The sequence below is a fragment of the Micromonospora sp. 050-3 genome, assembly GCF_046549335.1.
Classification (GTDB): domain Bacteria; phylum Actinomycetota; class Actinomycetes; order Mycobacteriales; family Micromonosporaceae; genus Micromonospora; species Micromonospora trifolii.
Window position 1 is genome coordinate 565,916 of sequence record NZ_JAJPVX010000002.1, and the last position, 20,922, is coordinate 586,837.

Sequence of the window (20,922 nt, forward strand, 5' to 3'; positions counted from 1 at the left end):
CCTCCTCAGACGGTGGTTGGTAGGCCGCCGGCAGCGGCGGTGGTGGGTCGGCCGGTGCCGGCGGGCGTGTCCCCGCTGGCTGTGTCGCCGGTGGGCGCTTCTCCGCTGGTGATGGCGAGGAACGCCTCCTCCAGCGAGGTCGGCCGCACCTCCAGGTCGGTGAACGGGGTCTGGGCCATGACCAGCGCTCGGACCAGCTCGTCGGCGTCGGTGGTGAGCAGGTGCAGCCGACCGTCGACCCGTTCGGTGCGAACCACACCGGGCAGGTCGGGCAGGTTGTCGGCGACCAGGCTGACCCGGCGTACGCCCACGATGCCGCGCACCGCGTCCACTGTGTCGTCGGCGAGCACCCGGCCCTGCCCGATGACCACCACCCGGTGGGCGAGCGCCTCCACCTCCTCCAGGTAGTGGCTGCTCAACAGCACGGTGCCGCCGTCCTCGTGGAATGCCCGGATCGCCTCCCACAGCGTGTGCCGGGCGGCCACGTCCAGGCCCGTGGTCGGCTCGTCGAGCAGCACCAACCGGGGCCGGCCGACGAACGCCAACGCCACCGCCAACCGGCGGCGCTGCCCGCCGGAGAGCCCACCTGTCTGCCGTCGGACGAGGTCGGCGAGACCGAAGCGGTCGAGCAGTTCCGCCCGGGGCACCGGGTCGGGGTAGTGCGCGGAGACGAAGTCGACGACCTCGCCGACGCGCAGAGTGCCGGGCAGGCCGGTCTCCTGCGGGGTGACCCCGATCTGCCGCCGGCTCGCCGGGTCGCGGGGATCGCGGCCGAACAGCTCGACCCGCCCGGAGCTGGGGCGGCGCAGGCCCACCAGCAGGTTCATCAGGGTGCTCTTGCCGGCGCCGTTCGGCCCGAGCAGGCCGACCAGCTCACCGGCCCGGACTTCCAGGTCGACGCGGTCGAGGGCGAGGACGTCGCCGTACCGGCGGCTGGCCTGGTCGGCGCGGGCGAGGGTCATGACTGCTCCTTCGACGGGGTGGGGTCGAGCAGGGCGCGGATGGCTTCGGTGTACTCCTCGAACGCGAGCCGGCCTCGCCGGCTGAGCCCGACCAGGGTCGCCGGGGTGCGTCCACGATGGGTCTTGCTGATCTCCACGTAGCCGGCGTCCTCGAGCTTGCGCAGGTGCACCGAGAGGTTGCCGGCGGTCATCGCGAGCAGCTCCTGCAGGCGAGGGAACGCGATCTTGTCGCCGACGTTGAGAGCCGAGAGGCTGGCGACCACCCGCAGCCGGGCCTGCGCGTGGATGACCGGATCCAGTTCGGTCACGGCTGCTGTCGCTGTCGCTGCCGGCGCCGGGCGAGCGTGCCGACCACCAGGATCCCGCCGCCGCCGGCCACCGCCACGACGAGCGAGTGCCAGCCCGGCCCGGCGATCGCGCCGATCAGGTTGATCACGCTGACCCAGACGCCCAGCCGGAACAGGTCCCGATCCAGCCAGACCGCCCCGCCGGCCATGTGCAGCGCGCCGGTCAACCCGACGGCGGTCGCCGACCACAGCAGCGCCGCCAGGTCGTGCGGCAGGTGCTCGGAGATCCGGCCGAGCCCCGCGTAGACGCTCACCGAACCGAGGGCCCAGGCGTAGCCGTACCACTTCCCACGCCGGGCGGAGTCGCCGATCACCTGGCCGTAGGCCCGCGTGCTCACCACTGCCTGGGTCGCTCCGGCAGCCGCGAGCAGGACGAAGAGGACGGTCAGCGGCAGCCAGCTCGGCAGGTGGACCAGCGCCCGGTCACCCGGGGGGAACCGCAGGAAGAACAGCCCGAACCCGACCAGCCAGGCGACACCCCACGGCCAGTAGAGCAGGCGGGCGTCGGGATCGAGCCGGCGTGCCGTCGCCGACCGTTGGTCCTGGATCAGCCGGAGCGCCGCTGCGGCGTCGGTGGGTGGTGAATCATCGTCGGGGTCCACGCAAACTACTTTACGGCACAAAGTCGAGGTGGGTGACCCCGTCATCACCGGCTGCGGCAGGCCCCCGATCGCGGCGAGCGGTGCCTATGGTGGTCAGTCGTGGCGGCCGATCCGCCAAATCGGCCACAGAGGAGGCTCCTTGCCCGCCGACCACGAGGGGCGCTGATGACGGTCGACGAGAGCCGGGCACGGTACGTCGAGGGGATCACCCGGCTGCTGGCGGCCGGGGAGCAGGTACGCGCGGTGGCCCAGGTCCGAGCGGGCGGAGGGCTGACGCCGGCACCGCCCCCGCAGCCGTCGGCCCCACCCGCCACTGGTGGGCCGGGCTTCCTGGGTGTCCTGCTCAACGTGCTGTCACCGAACATCACCTTCGGTCGGGCGGACAACGCCGTCGACTGGCTCTTCTTCGGTGTCGGAGGTCGAGGCGAACCGGATTCCCCGGCATCCGTGCTGCACCATGCCCTGAGCGCGGCGGCGAAGGGCCCCGGCCTCCGGAACCTCGTGCTCGGGGTCACCGACCAGCGGCTGCTGCTCGGCGCGACAGCACCCGTCGGGCTGCTCTCCAGTTCGGCGGCGGACGAACTGGCGCAGGCCGACATCGAACTGCTCGGGTCCGTGCCGCGAACGACAGTCGCCGCCCGGGTCGGCAGGTACCGGTTGAACTGGAAGCGGCTCCGGCTCGACTTCGCCGACGGGTCGTGGCTGTCGTTCCACGTGCCGCTCGCCGACTCCAGCCGCCCGCTGCGGGAGGTCGCGGCGGCCCTGTCAGCCGGCTGACCCGCCGACGAGCGGGGCGGGCAGCGGCGCAACGTGCAGCACCGCCAGCCGGGACACCGCCCGGGTGAGCACCACGTACAACCGGTGCAGCCCGCGCGGCTCGGCCGCGACGATCGCGGCCGGCTCGACCACCACCACATGGTCGTACTCAAGGCCCTTGACCAGCGTCGCCGGCACCACCGTGACCCGCTCCGCGGCCGCCACGTCGTCGGCGGTCGCGGTCTGGACACCGGCCTCGGCCAGCGCCGTGCGCAGGCCGTCGACCGCGTCGTCCGCGGCGATCACACCGACCGAGCCGTCGTGGGCGAGCGCCGCGCGCACCTCGGCCACCGTCGCCGAGGTCAGGTCGGTCACCGTACGCACGTCCAGGCCGCCGTCGTGGCGCAGCGACTCGGCCGGCGGTACGTCCACAGCGAGCGCCGGGAGCAGCAGGTTCGCGAATGCGACGACTGCGGCGGGCACCCGGAAACCGACAGTCAACGGGACCACCACCGCGTCTGGCTTGCCCAGGTGGGCGAGGGACTCCTTCCAGTCCGTCGCCGCCCACGGCGCTGTGCCCTGGGCGAGGTCACCGAGGAGCGTGACCGAGCCGTGCTCGCTGCGCCGGGCGATGGCCCGACACTGCATCGGGGAGAGATCCTGCGCCTCGTCCACCACCACGTGCCCGAACCCGGAGAGCCGTTCCAGCAGCCCGGTCGCCTCGTCGATCAGCACCGCGTCGGCGGCGGTCCAGCGGGTGGCCTTCGGCGTACGGGCCGGCTTGGCCCAGACGAGCTGCGCCTGCTCGGCGTCGCTGAGCAGCCCGTCCGCCGCGGCGGCGAGCCGGTCCGGATCGGAGAAGAGGCCGTGCACGAGTCCTTCCGGGGTGAGCGCCGGCCAGACCGCGTCCAGGAGGTCGAGCACCGGCCGGCAGCGGCTCATCCGACGCAGCCAGGCATCGCTGGGCGACTCCGCACGCCGCGCCTCGGCCTGCCGTTGCAGCAGACTCACCACCCGCGCCTGGACACGTTCCCGACCCGTGCCGTACGGCAGCCCCTCCCGGCGGGTCTCCTCGACGATCCGGTGCAACGGCTCCACCCCGATGCGCCAGCGGAACGAACCGTCCGACACGGTGATCGACTCGGTCGGGGTGCCGATCTGCGCCTGCACCGCGCACCGCAACACGCTCGCCATCCGTACGTCGTGTTTGAGCGCGGCCACCGCCGGCGCCTCGACCGCCCGGACCGCCACCCGGGAGATCAACTCTTCCACCGTGGCCTGCTCGACCTCGACCTCACCGAGCGCCGGCAGCACCGCCGCGATGTACGACAGGAACGCCCGGTTCGGCCCAACGATCAGCACACCCGCCCGCCGCAACCGCTCCCGATGCAGGTAGAGCAGGTACGCGGCCCGATGCAGACCCACCGCCGTCTTCCCCGTACCCGGCGCGCCCTGCACACAGATCGAGTCGGCGAGGTCAGCACGGACCAGCTCGTCCTGCTCCGGCTGAATCGTGGCGACGATGTCCCGCATCGGCCCGACGCGCGGACGCTCGATCTCGGCGGTGAGGATCCGACTGGTCGTACCGAGCTCTTCGCCCCGATCCAGCCGCTCATCCTCGAAGCTGGTCAGCACACCATTGCTGAACCCGAACCGCCGCCGAACCGCCACTCCCTGCGGATCCCGCACACTGGCCCGGTAGAACGAGCGGGAGACCGGTGCCCGCCAGTCCAGCACCAACGGCTCGCCACGCTCATCGGTGACATGCCGCCGCCCCACGTGATACCGCCGCCCGTAATGATCACCGCTGCCGTCGGCTGCTGCCGGGTCGTTCGTGGGCCTGCTGGCTGTGTGCCTGTCGCTCGTGGTGCCGCTGTCGGTGGTGCCGTTGTCCGCGGTGCCGCCGTCGGTGGCGCTGGTGTTCGGGGCGCCGGCGAAGTCGAGGCGGCCGAAGAAGAGCGGAGTGGTCGGGTCGTCGGCCAGTTCGGCGACCCGGCGGGCCAGGGTGCGGCCGAGCGTCTCGGCCGCGTACGCGTCGCCGGCCACCTGGTCACCGGTGGCGAAGAGAGACTCGGCTCGCTCCCGCATCCGACCGAGCGCTGCCCGCGAGGTGGTGAGGTGTGCGCGTTCGGCGGCCAGGTCCGCGTCGAGGTCGGTGTCGAGGTCAAGTGCGGGCATGCTGACGTCCCATCGTTCACATCTGCTGCGCGCTCGCGTGTCCGGGGGCGGATGGCCGCCCGCCCGGCGCGAAGACGTCCGTTCCGGTGCAGCTCACCTTGGCCGTCAAGCGGCCTGCAACCCTACGCTCCCCAACCCGCCGCATCCAGCGAATTACCGACGCGACCACCCATCCGAGACGGCGTGTTGCCCGGTCGGGTGTCCATGGGCGATCACGCCCCGCCCGGCGACAGCCGTGGGAGTTGTTGATCGACTCGGCTTTCAAGAAGTCGCGGTGTCTGGGCCGGCGGGACGCCCCGCTTTCCGGGAAACCGCGCCACGCCGCGCCGCTGGGTGGGGCCAGGTCGACGCGCGGTGGTCCGAGCGGGACGCCGGGGGTGATGGCAGGTTGGGGGGCGTGCCGGGATCATGGGCCTATGACCGAGGCCCGCTCCGATTCACGCCGGATGACGATCAGCGACCCCCATGTGATGCGGGCGATGGCCCATCCGGCCCGGATCGCGATCATGGAGTACCTGAACAGTCGCACGAGCGGTGGGACCGCCACCGAGTGTGCCGAGATCGTCGGGCTGTCGCCGAGCGCAACCAGTTACCACCTGCGCGCGCTGGCGAAGTTCGGCCTGGTCGAGCAGGCGCCGAGCCGGGGGGACGCGCGTGAGCGGCTGTGGCGCGTGCCAAGTGTGAGCGTGCTGGTCGAGGCGGGTCATGATGCCGGGCCTGAGGCGCGTGCGGCCGAGCAGGCGCTGGTGGAAGCCCATGCGGTCCGGGCCATGGAGCGGACCCGGGACTGGTTGCGGCGCGCCGGGGACGAGCCGGCCGAGTGGTACGACAAGGCCCTGTTCACCGACACCCTGTTGCTGCTCACCGCCGAGGAGTTGGCCGAGTTGAACGAGGCGGTGCTGGCGCTGCTCCGGCCGTATCACCCGCGGCGGCGGCAAGGTGATCCACCGCCGGGGGCGCGCACTGTCGCTGTGCAGTACCGGACGGTGCCGTTGGCATAGCCAGACTTGCATGAATCAGTTGTGAAGTATTATTTTCGAAGTATGTCCTTCACGACTGATGAATCGCGCTGGTCGGACGTCTGGCTCGCCGCCGCTGCTCGGGGCACCACGATCTGCGGCGACTTCCTCGCCGCGACAGCGCTGGCGCTGGCGCTTCAGGGTGCCGGTGCCGGCGGGCTGGCCGTGTCGGGGCTGCTGCTGGCCGCCACCCTGCCCCTGGTGGTGCTCGCCCCACTCGCGGGCCGACTCGCCGACCGGACGGACAGTCGTACCCTGCTGGTGACCGTCGGGTTCGGGCAGGCCGCAATCTGCGCGTTGCTCGCCGTCGTCGAGCAACCGGTCCTGGTGATCGGGCTCGTCACCCTGCTGGCCTGCGGGCTCGCGGTGACTCAACCCTGCCTCGCCGCGCTGCTGCCGAAGATGGTCCGCCCGGCCGATCTGCCGCGGGCCAGCGCGATCAGTCAGACCGCCGTCTCGCTCGGTGCGCTCGGCGGCCCGGTGCTGGCCGGCCTGTTGGTCGGGCAGTTCGGCACCCGCGTACCGCTGCTCCTCGACGCCGCGACCTACCTGGCGCTCGTGGTCGCGGGCCTGCTGCTGCGGACCCGACGCGGCGGCCGGCGGCCCGCCGCCAGCCAGGCCGCCGCCAGTCAGGCGCCCGCCGCGAGCAGCCCGGCCGTCTCGGGCGGCGTGCCAACCCCTGGGGGTACGGAGATCGGCTGGCGGCTACGCCGGGATCCGCTGATGCTCGTCATGGTGGTGAGCACCGCCGTGGTGATCGCGGCGATCGGCGGCATCAACGTGATCGAGGTCTTCTTCATTCGCGAGACGTTGGGGGGCTCGGCGACCACGTACGGCCTGGTCAGTGCCGCGTGGATGGCCGGCATGCTGCCGGGGACCTGGCTCGCCGTACGACTTGCCAGGCGGCTCGACGACGACGGCGCGTTGGTACGTGGGGTGCTGGCCACTCTGGCCGTGTGCAGCCTGATGGTGCTGCTGGCGGCGACGGTGCCGGCGGCAGGTGTGTTGGTGCCACTCTGGCTGGTTGGTGGTGCGGCCAACGGTGGCGAGAACGTCTTCGCCAACCTGCTCACCGCTCGGCGGGTGCCGGAGGCGATGCGCGCCCGGGCGTACGCCAGTTACGGCGCGGCGGTGCAGGGTGGCTCGATGGCGGGCTTCCTGATCGGCGGGGCGTTGCTCGCTGTCGTTCCGCCTCGGCCGCTGATCGCCGGTGCCGGTGTGGTCGGGCTGCTGGTGGTGCTGGTCTTCGTGCCGGTCGTGACCCGCGCGGTACGACTGTCGTCACATGCGGGCTTGGCCACTCCGGGCCGACCCGCCGAGTCGGAGCCAAGCGCCGGGGATACGGTCGGGCCATGGCTGAGCGCATCGCACGCCCGCGGGTCGGGCACATCCAGTTCCTGAACTGCCTGCCGATCTACTGGGGTCTGATGCGCTCCGGGGCCCTGCTCGACGTCGACCTGCAGAAGGACTCGCCGGAACGGTTGAGCGCGGCGCTGGTCGCCGGCGACCTCGACATCGGCCCGATCACGCTGTTGGAGTACCTGAAGCACGCCGACGAACTGCTGCTCCTGCCGGACCTGGCGGTGGGCAGCGACGGGCCGGTGCTCTCGGTCAACATGGTCTCCACCCGGCCGCTCGCCGAGCTGGATGGCGCTCGGGTGGCGCTCGGCTCGACCTCGCGGACCGGGGTGATGCTGGCGCAGTTGCTGCTCGCCGAGCAGTACAACGTGCGGCCCGAGTACTTCCGCTGCCCGCCGGACCTGACCCAGATGCTGCTGGAGGCCGACGCCGCCGTGCTGATCGGTGACGTGGCGCTGCGGGCGTACTACGAGGCACCGCAGAAGGGCCTCACTGTCACCGACCTCGGGCAGGCGTGGCGGGAGTGGACCGGGCTGCCGATGGTCTTCGCCGTCTGGGCGGTCCGCCGCGACTTCGCCGCCGCCCACCCGGGCCTGGTCAAGGAGGTGCACGACGCCTTCCTGCGCTCGCGGGACCTCTGCCTGGCGGAGCTGGACCAGGTCGCCGAGGCGGCGGCCCGCTGGGAGACCTTCGACGCGGAGACGCTGGCCACGTACTTCCGGACCCTCGACTTCTCCCTTGGCGACCGGCAGGTCGCCGGGCTGCGCGAGTGGGCCCGGCGGGCCGCCGCCATCGGCGAGGCCCCGGCGCTGCCGGACGGCGGCCCGGAGTTCTTCGCCGGCTGAGCGGCTCAGGTGCCGGGGCGGAGCAGCGCCTCGGTGATCTTCTCGCAGTTCTTCATGCCGTAGTCGTAGCCCATGTTGATCGGGTACTTGACCATCACGCCCATCGTCCAGGTGTCACCGATGGCCAGGCAGTTGATGTGCATCTCCTGCTCCTTGGTCCGGTCGATCCACCCGTTCTTGATGGCGATCGTCTTCTGCTCGCTGGCCGGGAAGGCCTTGCGGATACCGAAGTCGCCGGCACCGCGAACCTGCTTCATCTCGTTGAGCAGCCACTTGGTCCACTTCGGCCCGGCGGCGGTGCCGGTGACGATGCAGTTGCCCATCCGGGCGGTGTCCCGGGGGGAGAGCGCAGTCCGGCTCCAGCCGCCGTCGGGGGCGACGCTGCTGTCGGTCAGCTTGCACATGGAGATCAGCCGCCTGATTGAGGCGTCCCGGTCGACCTGGTTGTAGAACTGTTCGGCCCGGGTGTTGTCGCTGTCCCGGATGATCCGCGTCGCGTCGGCGAGCTTCGCGTCGCTCGGGGTCTGGCCGGCGTCGGCCGCGCGACGCAGGTAGTCAGCGACGATCCAGGCCTTGATCATCGAGGCGGTCGTGCTGGTCTCGCCCATGTTCTTCGAACCGATGATCTTTCCGGTTCGGCGGTCGAGGACGCTCCAGGAGTACCAGCCCTCGATGTCCAGTTTGAGGTCCTTGGCCACGAAGGGCAGCGGCTCCAGCGACGGGCTGGGGCTCGGTGACGGCGAGGACGGCTGACGGGCGCTGCGGTCGGTGCCGGAGCCGGTGGGGCGGTCGCTGGCGCTGGAGCCCCCGTCACCCCACTTGGCCGCCGCGGACGACTCGAATGGCGACCCGGGCAGCAGCCGCAGCGACACCAGGACCAGCCCGATGAGGATGACAGCGACGGCGATCAGCCGAACCGGGGAGGCCTCGCCGCCGTTGCGCCGGTCGACCCGACGGTTACCGGCCATCAGAGCTTTCCGACCGGCTGCTGCGGCACCTTGAGCGCGGCGCCCGGCTGCGGGGTGACCAGTTGGGTGGCCACACTGGCGCAGACCTTCGCGCCGTAGTCCAGACCGGTCCTGATCGGGTAGCGCAGCATCACCGCGAGGCTCCACTTGCTGGTGACGGCGAGGCAGTTGACGTGCCAGTCGCCGTCGCCGTAGATGGGGGTCCAGCCGTTCTTGATGCTGACCGGGCCCTGAGCGGTGATCGACTTCGGTAGGCCGTCGATGATCCCCCAGCGGCCGCCGCCGGACGAGGGCCGCTGGTCCTTGGCCGCGGTGGTGCCCTTGACCTTGCTCATCTGGTCCAGCACCCACTTGGTCCACTTCTGACCGGCGGCCTTACCATCGGCGATGCAGTCGCCGACCCGGGCCGCGTCGCGGGGGGACATCCGGGTGAAGCTCCAGAAGCCGGTGTACGGCTTGACGTTGCCGCGCCTGGTGTCGGTCAGCCCGCAGATCTTGATCGCCCGCTGGATCACCGGGTCGGGGATGCTGCTGGTCGAGGCTTTGTAGGAGCCACCCGCGGCGGCGTAGACCTTGTTGGCCGCCCCGTCGTTGCTGTCGACGATGGCGAGTCGCGCCATCTCCTTCATCGCTGCTGACGGCTCCTTGGCGCCGAGCTGCCGCAGGTAGTCGGAGACGATCCACGCCTTGATCATCGATTCGGTGGAGCTGGTCGCTGTCATGTTCGGCGACCCGGAGATCTTGCCCGTCTTCCGGTCCAGCAGAGCCCACGAGAAGAACTCACCCTGGAAGCTCACCGACACAGGACCGGCCGCCAGGGTGGGCGGCGGCGGTGGAGTGGGCGCGGGAGCGGCGACGCTCGACGTACCGCCTCCGCCGCCTCCGCCGCTGTCGTCGCTGGCGAGTCGGGCGTACGCGGTGGGGACCAGTAGGACGCCACCGAGCACGACCGCCGTGATGGCGAGCACCAGGGTCACGCGAGATCGCATGAGTGGGTGAACTCCAGGTGTCAGGGCCGGGGGGACCGGCTTGTCGTCGGGACGAATCGGGTGCGATCGCCGAGGCCGGGGGAGGTGGCCTCTGTGGAGATGTCGATGTCGGCAGCCGATCGGTTGTCCGGCAGAAGTCTACGTCCGGACCGGCAGACCGCCAGGGTTCGACACTAGGCAACCTGCGATAAAGGCGGGATATGGGGCCGGTATGAGGTTTTTGCAGTGATTCACCTTTGTTTCGTGGCCTAAGTCACGGCGATATAACGCCCCTCAGGTAGCGCAAAGCACTCATCCGCTCACAGATGGGATGCTCGGATTCCTGTTACACCCCCTGGTGCAACGCGGCGCAAGCTGTAACACTTAGCCTCATGTATGGCAACGACTTCTCCGCCCCGAACGGCGCTCCCGACGAGGCGCCCGGCGGTCTGCTGGGCGAGGTCGAGGCCGCCGAGGCCGAACTGCGGGCAGCGGCGGCGCGTGGGCGGCGTGGCGGCCCCGCGCCGGACGAGGACCTGGCGGCGTACTTCACCGAGGTGGTCGACGCCGAGCAGAAGATCGAGCCCCGCGACTGGATGCCCGACGCGTACCGGCGGACGCTGATCCGGCAGATCGCCCAGCACGCCCACTCCGAGATCATCGGCATGCAGCCGGAGGGCAACTGGATCAGTCGGGCGCCGTCGCTCAAGCGCAAGGCGATCCTGTTGGCCAAGGTGCAGGACGAGGCGGGTCACGGCCTCTACCTCTACGCCGCCGCCGAGACCCTCGGCATCAGCCGCGACGAGCTGGTCCAACTGCTGCTCGACGGCCGCCAGAAGTACAGCTCCATCTTCAACTACCCCACCCTGAGCTGGGCCGACATGGGCGCCATCGGCTGGCTGGTGGACGGCGCGGCGATCGTCAACCAGGTGCCGCTCTGCCGCTGCTCCTACGGCCCGTACGCCCGCGCGATGATCCGGGTCTGCAAGGAGGAGTCGTTCCACCAGCGGCAGGGCTACGAGATCCTGCACACCCTGGCGCACGGCACCCCCGCGCAGCAGGCGATGGCCCAGGACGCTGTGGACCGCTGGTGGTACCCGTCGCTGGCCATGTTCGGCCCGCCGGACGGCGACTCCACGCACTCCGCCCAGTCGATGGCCTGGAAGATCAAGCGCTTCTCGAACGATGACCTGCGTCAACGCTTCGTCGACATGTGCGTCCAGCAGGCCGAGATCCTGGGGCTGCGCATCCCCGACGAGGACCTGCGCTGGAACGACGAGCGGCAGGCGTACGACTACACCCAGCCGGACTATGACGAGCTGATGCAGGTGATCTCCGGCAATGGGCCGTGTAACCGGGAGCGGATGGCCCACCGCCGGGCCGCGCACGCCGACGGCAGCTGGGTACGCGAGGCCGCCGCGGCGTACGCCGCGAAGCGGGCGGGACAGAAGGAGACGGTGGCCGCGTGAGCGAGCGTAGCGAGCAAGCCGAGCAACCTGGCATGACGAGTCATTCGCCTTTGTGGGAGGTCTTCGTGCGGGCCCGGCGCGGGCTGTCGCACACCCACGTCGGCAGCCTGCACGCCCCCGACGCCGAGCTTGCCCTGCGCAACGCCCGCGACCTCTACACCCGCCGCCAGGAGGGTGTGTCGATCTGGGTGGTGCCGGCCGGTGCGATCACCGCGTCCAGCCCTGACGAGAAGGACTCCTTCTTCGACCCGGCCGCCGACAAGGTCTACCGCCACCCCACCTTCTACGAGGTGCCGGACGGGGTGGCCCACCTGTGAGCGAGCGGAGCGAGCGAACCAGCCAGCTCAGCAGCGGGGCGCTTCGCGCCGCCGCCGAGCGCAGCGAGGTGGTGGCGGGAAGCGAGCGGAGCGAGCGAACCAGCCAGCTCAGCAACGTGGCGCTTCGCGCCGCCGCCGAGCGCAGCGAGGTGATGGCGTGAACGGCCCCTTCGACTTCACCCTCGCTCTCGCCGACGACGCGTTGATCGCGGCCCAGCGGCTGGCCGAGTGGACCACCCGCGCGCCGGAGATGGAAGAGGACATCGCGCTGGCCAACATCGCCCTCGACCAGCTCGGCGCGGCGCGCCTGCTGCTGTCGTACGCGGGCGAGCTGGAGAGCGCCGGACGCGACGAGGACGCGCTGGCGTACCTGCGAGACGACCGCGAGTTCCGCAACGCGCTACTGGTCGAGCTGCCCAACGACGACTTCGCGGTGACGATGGCGAAGCTGCTCTTCCTGGCGGCGTACCAACTGCCGTTGTACACGGCGCTGGCCGGCTGCGCGGATGAGCGGTTGGCCGCGATCGGCGCGAAGGCGCGCAAGGAGTCGGCGTACCACCTGGATCACGGCGCGCTGTGGGTGAAGCGGCTCGGTGACGGCACCGAGGAGTCGCACCGCCGGATGCAGGCGGCCGTCGACCAGGTGTGGCCGTACGCCCATGAGCTGTTCGCCGCGGACCCGGCGGCGCCGGTCGACCCGGCCACCCTGCGCCCGGCGTTCGACCAGGTCGTCGGCCCGGTGCTGGCCGAGGCCACGCTCACCCAGCCGGACAGCGCCTGGGCCCCCGCCGGTGGGCGGGCCGGTGTGCACACCGAGCACCTGGCCTACCTGCTCGCCGAGATGCAGGTGCTGCACCGCGCCCACCCCGGAGCGAAATGGTGAGCGCGAGGAGTGCAGCGCAGCGGAGCCCCGCAGTCGCGAACGGCACCGGCAGGGCGAGCGCGCGGGAGGCCGCCGCTAGCGTCGTGGACCCGGAGATCCGGGTCATCACCATCGACGAGCTGGGCATCCTGCGGGCGGTCGAGGAGGATCCGGCCAGTGGCCGGGTCACCGTCACCATCACCCCGACCTACACCGGCTGCCCTGCGATGGACGTGATCCGGGCCGACATCCGCAGCGCGCTCACCGCCGCCGGCCACCCGGACGCGGACGTCGAGACCGTCTACAGCCCACCGTGGAGCACCGACTGGATCTCCGAGGGTGGGCGGGCCAAGCTCGCCGCCGCCGGGATCGCCCCGCCGGCCCCGGTGCCCGCCGACGGCGTCGTGTCGCTGACGCTCGCGGTCCGCTGCCCGCAGTGCGGCTCGCCGGAGACCGAGCAGGTCAGCCGGTTCGGCTCGACCGCGTGCAAGGCGTTGTGGCGGTGCCGTTCCTGCTCCGAACCCTTCGACCACCTGAAGGCGCTGTGACTGTCACCATCACCCGCCCGGTCCGCCGCCGGCCGGTCTTCCACCCGTTGTCCGTCGCCGCCGTCGACCGGCTCACCGACGACTCCGTGGCGGTGACCTTCGCCGTACCCGAGGAACTGCGGGAGACGTTCGCGTTCCGCGCCGGTCAGCACCTCACGGTCCGGCGAGTTGCCGAGGATGGCGCGGACGTGCGCCGGTCGTACTCGATCTGCTCCACCCCCGACGACCTGGTCCGGCACGGCCGGTTGCGGATCGGGGTGCGGGAGATTCCCGGCGGCGCCTTCTCGGCGTTCGCCTGTGGGGCGCTGCGCGGCGGCGACACGGTCGAGGTGCTGCCGCCGCTGGGCACCTTCACGACGGCCTTCGCGCCGGACCGGGTGCGGCACTACGGCGCTGTCGTCGCCGGCTCCGGCATCACCCCGGTGCTCGGGTTGGTCGCGACCGCCCTGGCCGTCGAGCCGGCCAGCACCTTCACCCTGGTGTACGGCAACCGCACGGCGAACACCGTGATGTTCGCCGAGGAGTTGGCCGACCTGAAGGACCGCCACCCCACCCGGCTGCACCTGGTGCACGTCCTCTCCCGGGAACAGGGCGAGTCGCCGCTGCTCTCCGGTCGGATCGACACCGAGCGGCTGGGCCGGTTGTTGGGCACCATCGTGCCGGGCGACCTGATCGAGGAGTGGTTCCTCTGCGGCCCGTACGACATGGTGGTCGACGTCCGGGACGTGCTGACCGCACGCGGGCTGCCCGAGTCGGCGGTGCACACCGAGCTGTTCCACGTCGACACGCCGCCGGAGCCGGTGCGCCGACCCGTCGATCAGGCGGGCGCCGGGGCCGAGGTGACAATCGTGCTGGACGGCCGGTCGTCGAGCTTCACGATGGGTCGCGAGGACCGGGTGCTGGACGCCGCGCTGAAGGTGCGGGGCGAGCTGCCGTACGCCTGCAAGGGTGGCGTCTGTTCGACCTGCAAGGCGAAGGTCGTCGACGGCGCTGTCACGATGGCCCGCAACTACGCGTTGGAGCCCGACGAGCTGGCGGCCGGCTACGTGCTGACCTGCCAGTCCAGCCCGACCACCGACAAGCTCACTGTCGACTACGACGCCTGACCGTCCGCCCGTCCGCCCCGATCGTGCAGTTTCGGTCGTCGATATGCACGGTATGCCCCGTGTGTCGCGACAGCAAATGCAAGATCGCGGAGAGGCAGGGGGGTGGCCCCGTTCGGCGCTGCCTTCAGCGCGATCCAGCCGTGTGCGGAGCGAATCACAGCCTTAAGCACCCCTCAGGGCCGAGGCGCGTGACCGGCGTAGGCTCGGGGTGTGACGGTGAGCCGGGAGATCGACGACATCCTGCAGCGCGGCGCGGACGGCGGGCGGATCACGCCCGAGGAGGCGCTGCTGCTCTACACCGAGGCGCCCTTCCACGCGTTGGGCGAGGCGGCGGACGCGGTGCGTCGGCGACGCTACCCGGACAACGTCGTCACCTACCTGATCGACCGCAACATCAACTACACGAACGTCTGCGTGACGGCGTGCAAGTTCTGCGCGTTCTACCGGGCGCCCAAGCACAAGGAAGGGTGGACCCACCCGACCGAGGAGATCCTGCGCCGGTGCGGCGAGGCGGTCGAGCTGGGCGCCACCCAGGTGATGCTCCAGGGCGGGCACCACCCGGACTACGGCGTGGAGTACTACGAGGAGCTGTTCTCCTCGGTCAAGCAGGCGTACCCGCAGCTGGTCATCCACTCGATCGGCCCCAGCGAGATCCTGCACATGGCCAAGGTCTCCGGGGTGAGCCTGGACGAGGCCATCGCCCGGATCAAGACCGCCGGTCTGGACTCGATCGCCGGCGCCGGCGCGGAGATGCTGCCCGAGCGGCCCCGCAAGGCCATCGCGCCCCTGAAGGAGTCGGGCGAGCGCTGGCTGGAGGTCATGGAGCTGGCCCACCGGCAGGGCATCGAGTCGACCGCCACCATGATGATGGGCACCGGCGAGACGCACGCCGAGCGGATCGAGCACCTGCGCATGATCCGCGACGTGCAGGACCGCACCCGCGGTTTCCGGTCGTTCATCCCGTGGACGTACCAGCCGGAGAACAACCACCTGAAGGGCCGCACCCAGGCGACCACGCTGGAATACCTGCGTCTGGTCGCTGTGGCCCGCCTCTTCTTCGAGACGGTGCCGCACCTCCAGGCGTCCTGGTTGACCACCGGCAAGGACGTCGGGCAGCTCTCGTTGCACATGGGCGTGGACGACCTCGGCTCGATCATGCTGGAGGAGAACGTCATCTCCTCCGCCGGTGCCCGGCACCGCTCCAACCTGCACGAGCTGATCGGCATGATCCGCTCGGCGGACCGGATCCCCGCGCAGCGCGACACCCTCTACAACCGGCTCGCCGTGCACGACACGCCGGCCGACGACCCGACCGACGAGCGGGTGGTCTCGCACTTCTCCTCGATCGCGCTTCCCGGCGGCGGCGCGGGGAAGTCCCTGCCGCTGGTGGACGTCAGCTGACTGTCGACACCCGGCCGTTCGGCTGATCGACGCTCATGCTCCCGCCGGATCACCCCGGCGGTACGGGTGGTCCCCGCCGCCGCAGCGTCAGCCTGTCCGGTGCGGGGCTGGTGGAGATGATCGTCGGCGGCTAGCGTCCCGGCTCATATTCGTCACCACCGTCGACCGACGGGGCTGTCCTCCATCGGCCCGCTGCGGGTCGTTCATATAACGCACGGCAGTACGGGCGGGATGGGTGACCATCCCGCCCGTACTGTCTGCGCAGCTCGGGCTGGACGGATGAAAACGGCTCCGCCTGCTGGCGTGGAAGATCGGCCTCCGCTAGCGTCCGCTCGTTCCGCAACCATTCTTCTTCCCTTCCCCCGGGGGACTGATGACGGCGTTCCACCGCTCGACGCTGGTGCGCGCCAGTGTCGTGGCGCTGCTCGCGGCCGGCGGCATCGCCGCCGTGGCCGCCCCAGTGCTGGCGGCCGAGGAGGCCGACCTGGCCCTGGTGCCGCTCAGCTACAACCTGGCCAAGGGTGTGACGGAGGCCAAGAGCAAGCCGTTCAAGTTCACTGTCGACAACACCCGGAGCAAGGAAGACGCCAAGGGTGTCAGTTACACAGTGGACACCAGCAGGCTGAAGACGAACAAGGTCCGGGTCGTGGTGCCCGACGGCTGCCGGGTGAACGGCAAGAAGTTCACCTGCCGACTCGGCGACCTGGCCGCCGGCACCAGCGAGGACTTCGGTATCCCGATCTTCTCCACCGGTGGCGAGGGCGCCGCCGGCACTCTGGTGGTCACCATCCGCTCGGCCACCGAGGACCCCAACGAGGAAGACAACAAGGTCGAGCACGACATCACCGTCACCGAGCCCGATTACGACCTGACCAGTTGGGTGCAGGACGTCAACGCGAACGTCGTGGTGAACGGCGTCAACGGAGACGACCCCGACCTGCGGCCGGTGCGGCCGGGCGAGACGGTGCCGGTCGACTGGGCGGTCTACAACGACGGCAGCCGCAAGGCCACCGGCCTCGCCTACGTGCTCACCCTCCCGGCGGGCGTCACCTTCGACACCCTGCCGGACACGTGCACCACGCAGACCTTCGGCGTCGCTCAGGCGCTCTGTCAGGACGACGGCGCTGTCATCCGGCCCGGTGACTACTACACGGCGGACATCAAGGTGACAGTCGGCAAGGACGTCACCGAGCCGGTGCTGCGGGTCGGCGAGCTGGTGGCACACGGTCTGGACGCGGCAGCCGGCAAGCCCGAGGAGCAGCCACGGCGGGCCAGCGCCGCTCAGCGGAAGGCCTTCACCGAGATCGACGAGGGTGACAACCAGGCGATCTACGACGTCTTCGTCGACCTGGCCGTCGACCCGACGCCGACGCCCACGCCGACGCCCACGCCCACGCCGACGCCCACGCCGACGGAATCGCCCACGCCGACCCCGACGGTCACTCCGACCGAATCACCGACCCCGACGCCGACGGTCACCCCAACCGATTCGCCGAGCCCAACGCCGACCCCGACGGAGACGCCAACGCCGACGGAGACGCCGACCCCGACGCCGACGGTCACCCCGACGCCGACGGTCACCCCGACTGAGACGCCGAGCCCGACGCCGACGGCCACTCCGACGGAGACGCCGACCCCGACGAAGACGCCGACCCCGACGCCGACGGTCACCCCGACTGAGTCGCCGACCCCGACGCCGACGGCCACGCCGACCCCGACGCCGACGGTCACCCCGACCGCGACGCCGACCGCGACGGCGACGCCGACGCCGACTGTCACGCCGACCGCGACATTCACCCCGACCGCGACCGCGACTGCCACTCCGACGCCGATCCCGAGCGGTACGACGACGCCGGGCGCGACGGTCTCGCCGGGTGCCGGTGGTGGCGCCACCGGTGGCGGCTCGGGAGGTGGCGGCCTGCCGGTGACCGGTGTGCAGGTCGGCCTGATCGGCGGCATTGGTGTGATCATCCTGCTGGTGGGCGGGGCGCTGCTGGTGCTCACCCGTCGCCGCAAGGTGGTCCTGGTCTCGCCGACCGACGAGAAGTCGACCGACTGACACCGGTGTCCTGACCAGCGGCGCGCACGAGCGGCGCGACCGCGACGGGTGCGATGGCGACGGGCGTCCTGACCGAGGTGTCATGGACGCGGGCACGATGCGAGGGTGGGGTGGGCGACCACCCCGCCCTTTCGCGTACGGAGGTGCGTGCCGCCCCCCACCCAGCGAACGTCGGTTGGCGGGCGGCTGGCAGAGTGGAGGGGTGAGCCGTACCCCGCAGGGCCAGCGCGCCAGTCTGGACAAGCAGCCGCACGAGGTCGCCGCGATGTTCGACGGTGTGGCAGAGCGTTACGACCTGACCAACACGGTGATCTCGCTGGGCCAGGACCGCTCCTGGCGGCGGGCCACCCGGGCGGCGCTCGGGCTGCGGCCGGGCGAGCGGGTGCTGGACGTGGGGGCGGGCACCGGCGTCTCGACGCGCGAGCTGGCCCAGTCCGGGGCGTACGCGGTCGGGGTCGACCTGTCGCTGGGCATGCTGCACACCGGCAAGCGGGCCCGGCCCGAGGTGCCGCTGCTGGCCGGAGACGCGCTGCGGTTGCCGTTCGCTGACGCCAGCTTCGACGCGGTGACCATCTCCTTCGCGCTGCGCAACGTCAACGACACCGACGCGGCGCTGCGTGAGCTGGCCCGGGTGACCCGGCCGGGCGGCCGGCTGGTGGTCTGCGAGTTCAGCACCCCGGTCAACCCGGTCTTCCGGACTGTCTACCTGTCGTACCTGATGCGGTCGCTGCCGGCGGTGGCCCGCACGGTGTCGAGCAACCCCGAGGCGTACGTCTATCTCGCCGAGTCGGTCCGGGCCTGGCCGGCGCAGTCCGCGCTGGCCGGCCGGGTGGCCGCGGCCGGGTGGGGGCGCGTGGCGTGGCGCAACCTGACCGGTGGTGTGGTGGCCCTGCACCGGGGAATCCGCGAGTAGCGGACGGCCACATCAGCCGGTACGGACATTATTCAGGTTTCGTTAATATCGGACTTTAGTCCACTTTGCCCGGTACGCTCGATCGCATGACCGGAGCAGACCCGGCGGACCCGGTGGCCGCCACCGACGACGACGCGGCCGAACTCATCGCCCAGTTGCGCGAGTTGGCCGGGGCCGACCCGGTGGAGGTCCGGCAGGTGGTCGCCGAGGTGTTGGCGGCACTGGACCGGGCGGCGGGCGGGGCGCTCCGCGAGCATCTACCGGAGACAATTCGGGTCGACGCGGGCCTGGACGCCGCCAGCCCGGCCTGACACCTGACTGCTGTGGACGGTGGTGAGCTGTCACATCGGCGAGTTAGGTACCCCTGATCCTGCGCTGGTATGACGCCGGTCATACACTCGTCCCGTCTGGCTTGTGAAGGATTTCACGAGCGTGCGGGAGGAGGCGCGAATGACCGCGGTTGAACATGACGCCGACGTCATTGTCGTGGGCGCCGGTCCCGGTGGATCAGCGACTGCGTACCACCTGGCCCGGCACGGCGTACGGGTGCTGTTGTTGGAGAAGACCGAGTTCCCCCGGGAGAAGGTCTGCGGCGACGGGTTGACCCCACGCGCGGTGCGCCAGCTCATCCGGATGGGTGTGGACACCTCGCCCGAGGCGGGCTGGCTGCACAACCGCGGCCTGCGGGTCATCGGCGGCGGGGTGCGCCTCGAACTGGACTGGCCGGAGCTGGCGAGCTTCCCCAACTACGGTCTGGTGCGTACGCGTCTGGACTTCGACGACCTGCTCGCCCAGCGGGCGGTGGCCGCCGGCGCGAAGCTGCGGACCAGCGTCAACGTGCTGGGCCCGGTGCTCGACGGCGACGGCCGCGTCACCGGAGTCGAGGCGGAGGTCGGGCCGGGCAAGGAGCCCACCACCTTCCACGCCCCGCTGGTCGTCGCGGCGGACGGCGTCTCCGGCCGGTTCCCGCTCGCGCTCGGGCTGGCCAAGCGGGAGGACCGGCCGATCGGTGTGGCCGTCCGCCGCTACTACAACTCGCCGGCCAAGCACGAGGACAACTACCTGGAGTCCTGGCTGGAGCTACGCAGCAAGGACAGCGGCGACAACCTGCTGCCCGGGTACGGCTGGATCTTCGGCCTCGGTGACGGACGGGTGAACGTCGGGCTCGGCGTGCTCAACTCGTCCTCGGCGTTCGGCAAGACCAACTACCGCCGGCTGCTCACCGACTGGCTCGCCAACACCCCGGAAGAGTGGGGGATGACCGACGAGACCAACGCCGACGGCCCGATCCTCGGTGCCGCGCTGCCGATGGGCTTCAACCGGGTGCCCCACTACACCCGGGGCGTGCTGCTGGTCGGCGACTCGGGCGGCATGGTCAACCCGTTCAACGGTGAGGGCATCGCGTACGCGATGGAGTCCGGCGAGCTGGCCGCCGAGGTCATGGTCCAGGCCCTCGCCCGGCCGGCCGGCCCGGAACGGGAGCGCGCTCTGCTGGCGTACCCGAACGAACTGAAGGCCCGGCTCGGTGGTTACTACCGGTTGGGCGGCATCTTCGTGAAACTGATCGGCCGCCCCGAGATCATGCGGATCGCCACCAAACACGGCATGCCGCACCCGACGCTGATGCGTTTCGTGCTCAAGCTGTTGGCCAACCTGACCGACCCGCGCGGCGGGGACGCGATGGATCGGGTCATCAACGCGATGACGAAGGCCGCCCCAGCCGTATAAGTAGGACGGCATCGGCGCTGGTCACGGCCCCGACGCTGACAAAGATCGACCCCCGCCGACTGCCACTGCGAGGGACGTGAATAGTGTGATTTTCGTCAAGCACCGAGGGCAGGGAAGGACGAGCAGGAGAAAACGATGTCGCTCTCGCCTTACGCACCGATCATCGGGCTGTTCGCCCTCGCCGCGGCGTTCTCGCTGTTTTCCGTTGGCGCCGCCCGCTTCGCCGGTCCCCGTCGCTACAACAAGGCCAAACTCGAGGCTTACGAGTGCGGCATCGAGCCCAGCCCGCAGCCGGTCGGCGGCGGGCGGTTCCCGATCAAGTTCTACCTGACGGCGATGCTCTTCATCGTCTTCGACATCGAGATCATCTTCCTCTACCCCTGGGCGGTCTCGTTCGACGCTCTGCCGATCTTCGGCTTCGTGGAGATGGTCCTGTTCATCGTCGCGGTCTTCGTTGCGTACGCCTACGTGTGGCGGCGCGGCGGCCTGGACTGGGACTGAGGAAGGAACGTCAG

The 20,922-nt window shown here is 70.8% G+C and carries 21 protein-coding genes and 1 pseudogene; 16 read left to right on the top strand and 6 right to left on the bottom strand.

The annotated features are described in order from the left end of the window. Window positions 1-5: 5 nt before the first annotated feature. From ACLJOK_RS17645 to ACLJOK_RS17655, 3 genes are read right to left on the bottom strand one after another with little or no spacing between them, the layout of a single operon-like run. Window positions 6-962, bottom strand: a complete 957-nt coding sequence (locus ACLJOK_RS17645; protein ID WP_410819894.1) for an ABC transporter ATP-binding protein — start codon at window positions 960-962, stop codon at window positions 6-8. Next, window positions 959-1,270, bottom strand: a complete 312-nt coding sequence (locus ACLJOK_RS17650) for a transcriptional regulator (RefSeq protein ID WP_354945361.1) — start codon at window positions 1,268-1,270, stop codon at window positions 959-961. Before ACLJOK_RS17650 ends, ACLJOK_RS17645 begins: the two co-directional genes overlap by 4 nt. After that, complete coding sequence (locus tag ACLJOK_RS17655) at window positions 1,267-1,911, bottom strand: transporter (RefSeq protein WP_410819895.1); 645 nt, start codon at window positions 1,909-1,911, stop codon at window positions 1,267-1,269. The genes ACLJOK_RS17650 and ACLJOK_RS17655 overlap by 4 nt, the downstream gene beginning before the upstream one ends. Before the next feature lie 165 nt (window positions 1,912-2,076). Here ACLJOK_RS17655 and ACLJOK_RS17660 point away from each other — a divergent pair, with 165 nt between their 5' ends. Further along, window positions 2,077-2,688, top strand: coding sequence for a hypothetical protein (locus tag ACLJOK_RS17660; protein ID WP_410819896.1), 612 nt, complete (start codon window positions 2,077-2,079; stop codon window positions 2,686-2,688). Here the strand turns inward: ACLJOK_RS17660 and ACLJOK_RS17665 are convergent. Further along, entirely contained in the window at window positions 2,677-4,845 is a 2,169-nt protein-coding gene (locus ACLJOK_RS17665; RefSeq protein WP_410819897.1) for a HelD family protein, read from the bottom strand. The genes ACLJOK_RS17660 and ACLJOK_RS17665 overlap by 12 nt on opposite strands. Window positions 4,846-5,261: 416 nt before the next feature. On the opposite strand from ACLJOK_RS17665, the gene ACLJOK_RS17670 reads away from it, so the two are divergent. The 3 genes from ACLJOK_RS17670 to ACLJOK_RS17680 are packed head-to-tail and all read left to right on the top strand — an operon-like array spanning window position 5,262 to window position 8,068. Beyond that, window positions 5,262-5,846: an ArsR/SmtB family transcription factor gene (locus tag ACLJOK_RS17670; protein WP_410819898.1), complete on the top strand. Its 585-nt coding sequence runs from the start codon at window positions 5,262-5,264 to the stop codon at window positions 5,844-5,846. Between the two features lie 42 nt (window positions 5,847-5,888). Beyond that, window positions 5,889-7,265 carry an MFS transporter gene (locus tag ACLJOK_RS17675; RefSeq protein WP_410819899.1) on the top strand — a complete coding sequence of 459 codons (1,377 nt, stop codon included), beginning with the start codon at window positions 5,889-5,891 and terminating at the stop codon, window positions 7,263-7,265. Next, on the top strand, window positions 7,217-8,068 hold the full coding sequence (locus ACLJOK_RS17680; protein WP_410819900.1) for a menaquinone biosynthetic enzyme MqnA/MqnD family protein: 852 nt from the start codon (window positions 7,217-7,219) through the stop codon (window positions 8,066-8,068). The genes ACLJOK_RS17675 and ACLJOK_RS17680 overlap by 49 nt, the downstream gene beginning before the upstream one ends. Before the next feature lie 5 nt (window positions 8,069-8,073). Here the strand turns inward: ACLJOK_RS17680 and ACLJOK_RS17685 are convergent, their stop codons facing one another. Both ACLJOK_RS17685 and ACLJOK_RS17690 read right to left on the bottom strand, forming a co-directional pair. Further along, window positions 8,074-9,036 carry a hypothetical protein gene (locus ACLJOK_RS17685; RefSeq protein ID WP_410819901.1) on the bottom strand — a complete coding sequence of 321 codons (963 nt, stop codon included), beginning with the start codon at window positions 9,034-9,036 and terminating at the stop codon, window positions 8,074-8,076. Then, entirely contained in the window at window positions 9,036-10,025 is a 990-nt protein-coding gene (locus ACLJOK_RS17690) for a hypothetical protein (RefSeq protein WP_410819902.1), read from the bottom strand. Before ACLJOK_RS17690 ends, ACLJOK_RS17685 begins: the two co-directional genes overlap by 1 nt. Window positions 10,026-10,396: 371 nt before the next feature. Here ACLJOK_RS17690 and paaA point away from each other — a divergent pair, with 371 nt between their 5' ends. From paaA to ACLJOK_RS17750, 12 genes and pseudogenes are all read left to right on the top strand, one after another. Next, the gene (paaA, locus tag ACLJOK_RS17695; RefSeq protein ID WP_410819903.1) at window positions 10,397-11,473 is read left to right on the top strand and encodes a 1,2-phenylacetyl-CoA epoxidase subunit PaaA; all 1,077 of its coding nucleotides are present in this window, start codon (window positions 10,397-10,399) and stop codon (window positions 11,471-11,473) included. Beyond that, window positions 11,470-11,790, top strand: coding sequence for a 1,2-phenylacetyl-CoA epoxidase subunit PaaB (paaB, locus tag ACLJOK_RS17700; protein ID WP_372471667.1), 321 nt, complete (start codon window positions 11,470-11,472; stop codon window positions 11,788-11,790). Before paaA ends, paaB begins: the two co-directional genes overlap by 4 nt. Next, window positions 11,787-11,951, top strand: a complete 165-nt coding sequence (locus ACLJOK_RS17705) for a hypothetical protein (protein ID WP_410819904.1) — start codon at window positions 11,787-11,789, stop codon at window positions 11,949-11,951. Before paaB ends, ACLJOK_RS17705 begins: the two co-directional genes overlap by 4 nt. After that, entirely contained in the window at window positions 11,948-12,673 is a 726-nt protein-coding gene (paaC, locus tag ACLJOK_RS17710) for a 1,2-phenylacetyl-CoA epoxidase subunit PaaC (protein ID WP_410819905.1), read from the top strand. The genes ACLJOK_RS17705 and paaC overlap by 4 nt, the downstream gene beginning before the upstream one ends. Then, entirely contained in the window at window positions 12,670-13,200 is a 531-nt protein-coding gene (paaD, locus tag ACLJOK_RS17715) for a 1,2-phenylacetyl-CoA epoxidase subunit PaaD (RefSeq protein WP_410819906.1), read from the top strand. The genes paaC and paaD overlap by 4 nt, the downstream gene beginning before the upstream one ends. Then, window positions 13,197-14,306, top strand: coding sequence for a 1,2-phenylacetyl-CoA epoxidase subunit PaaE (gene paaE / locus ACLJOK_RS17720; RefSeq protein ID WP_410819907.1), 1,110 nt, complete (start codon window positions 13,197-13,199; stop codon window positions 14,304-14,306). The genes paaD and paaE overlap by 4 nt, the downstream gene beginning before the upstream one ends. Before the next feature lie 210 nt (window positions 14,307-14,516). Beyond that, window positions 14,517-15,707, top strand: a complete 1,191-nt coding sequence (gene mqnC / locus ACLJOK_RS17725) for a cyclic dehypoxanthinyl futalosine synthase (RefSeq protein ID WP_410819908.1) — start codon at window positions 14,517-14,519, stop codon at window positions 15,705-15,707. A gap of 373 nt (window positions 15,708-16,080) precedes the next feature. Further along, a pseudogene (locus ACLJOK_RS17730) lies at window positions 16,081-17,154 on the top strand (cell wall anchor protein); the annotation flags it as partial. Window positions 17,155-17,968: 814 nt separating this feature from the next. Then, window positions 17,969-18,679: a demethylmenaquinone methyltransferase gene (locus ACLJOK_RS17735; RefSeq protein ID WP_196920656.1), complete on the top strand. Its 711-nt coding sequence runs from the start codon at window positions 17,969-17,971 to the stop codon at window positions 18,677-18,679. Window positions 18,680-18,765: 86 nt separating this feature from the next. Further along, entirely contained in the window at window positions 18,766-18,990 is a 225-nt protein-coding gene (locus ACLJOK_RS17740) for a hypothetical protein (protein WP_410819909.1), read from the top strand. A gap of 139 nt (window positions 18,991-19,129) precedes the next feature. Then, entirely contained in the window at window positions 19,130-20,407 is a 1,278-nt protein-coding gene (locus tag ACLJOK_RS17745) for a geranylgeranyl reductase family protein (protein ID WP_410819910.1), read from the top strand. Window positions 20,408-20,542: 135 nt separating this feature from the next. Next, complete coding sequence (locus tag ACLJOK_RS17750) at window positions 20,543-20,908, top strand: NADH-quinone oxidoreductase subunit A (RefSeq protein WP_007454588.1); 366 nt, start codon at window positions 20,543-20,545, stop codon at window positions 20,906-20,908. Window positions 20,909-20,922 lie beyond the last annotated feature (14 nt).

Bases quoted from the DNA above. Each gene is read 5' to 3' on its own strand.
- ACLJOK_RS17645 (WP_410819894.1), bottom strand. From the start codon at position 962: ATGACCCTCGCCCGCGCCGACCAGGCCAGCCGCCGGTACGGCGACGTC.
- ACLJOK_RS17660 (WP_410819896.1), top strand. From the start codon at position 2,077: ATGACGGTCGACGAGAGCCGGGCACGGTACGTCGAGGGGATCACCCGG.
- ACLJOK_RS17665 (WP_410819897.1), bottom strand. From the start codon at position 4,845: ATGCCCGCACTTGACCTCGACACCGACCTCGACGCGGACCTGGCCGCC.
- ACLJOK_RS17670 (WP_410819898.1), top strand. From the start codon at position 5,262: ATGACCGAGGCCCGCTCCGATTCACGCCGGATGACGATCAGCGACCCC.
- ACLJOK_RS17675 (WP_410819899.1), top strand. From the start codon at position 5,889: ATGTCCTTCACGACTGATGAATCGCGCTGGTCGGACGTCTGGCTCGCC.
- ACLJOK_RS17680 (WP_410819900.1), top strand. From the start codon at position 7,217: ATGGCTGAGCGCATCGCACGCCCGCGGGTCGGGCACATCCAGTTCCTG.
- ACLJOK_RS17685 (WP_410819901.1), bottom strand. From the start codon at position 9,036: ATGGCCGGTAACCGTCGGGTCGACCGGCGCAACGGCGGCGAGGCCTCC.
- ACLJOK_RS17690 (WP_410819902.1), bottom strand. From the start codon at position 10,025: ATGCGATCTCGCGTGACCCTGGTGCTCGCCATCACGGCGGTCGTGCTC.
- paaA (WP_410819903.1), top strand. From the start codon at position 10,397: ATGTATGGCAACGACTTCTCCGCCCCGAACGGCGCTCCCGACGAGGCG.
- ACLJOK_RS17740 (WP_410819909.1), top strand. From the start codon at position 18,766: ATGACCGGAGCAGACCCGGCGGACCCGGTGGCCGCCACCGACGACGAC.
- ACLJOK_RS17745 (WP_410819910.1), top strand. From the start codon at position 19,130: ATGACCGCGGTTGAACATGACGCCGACGTCATTGTCGTGGGCGCCGGT.
- ACLJOK_RS17750 (WP_007454588.1), top strand. From the start codon at position 20,543: ATGTCGCTCTCGCCTTACGCACCGATCATCGGGCTGTTCGCCCTCGCC.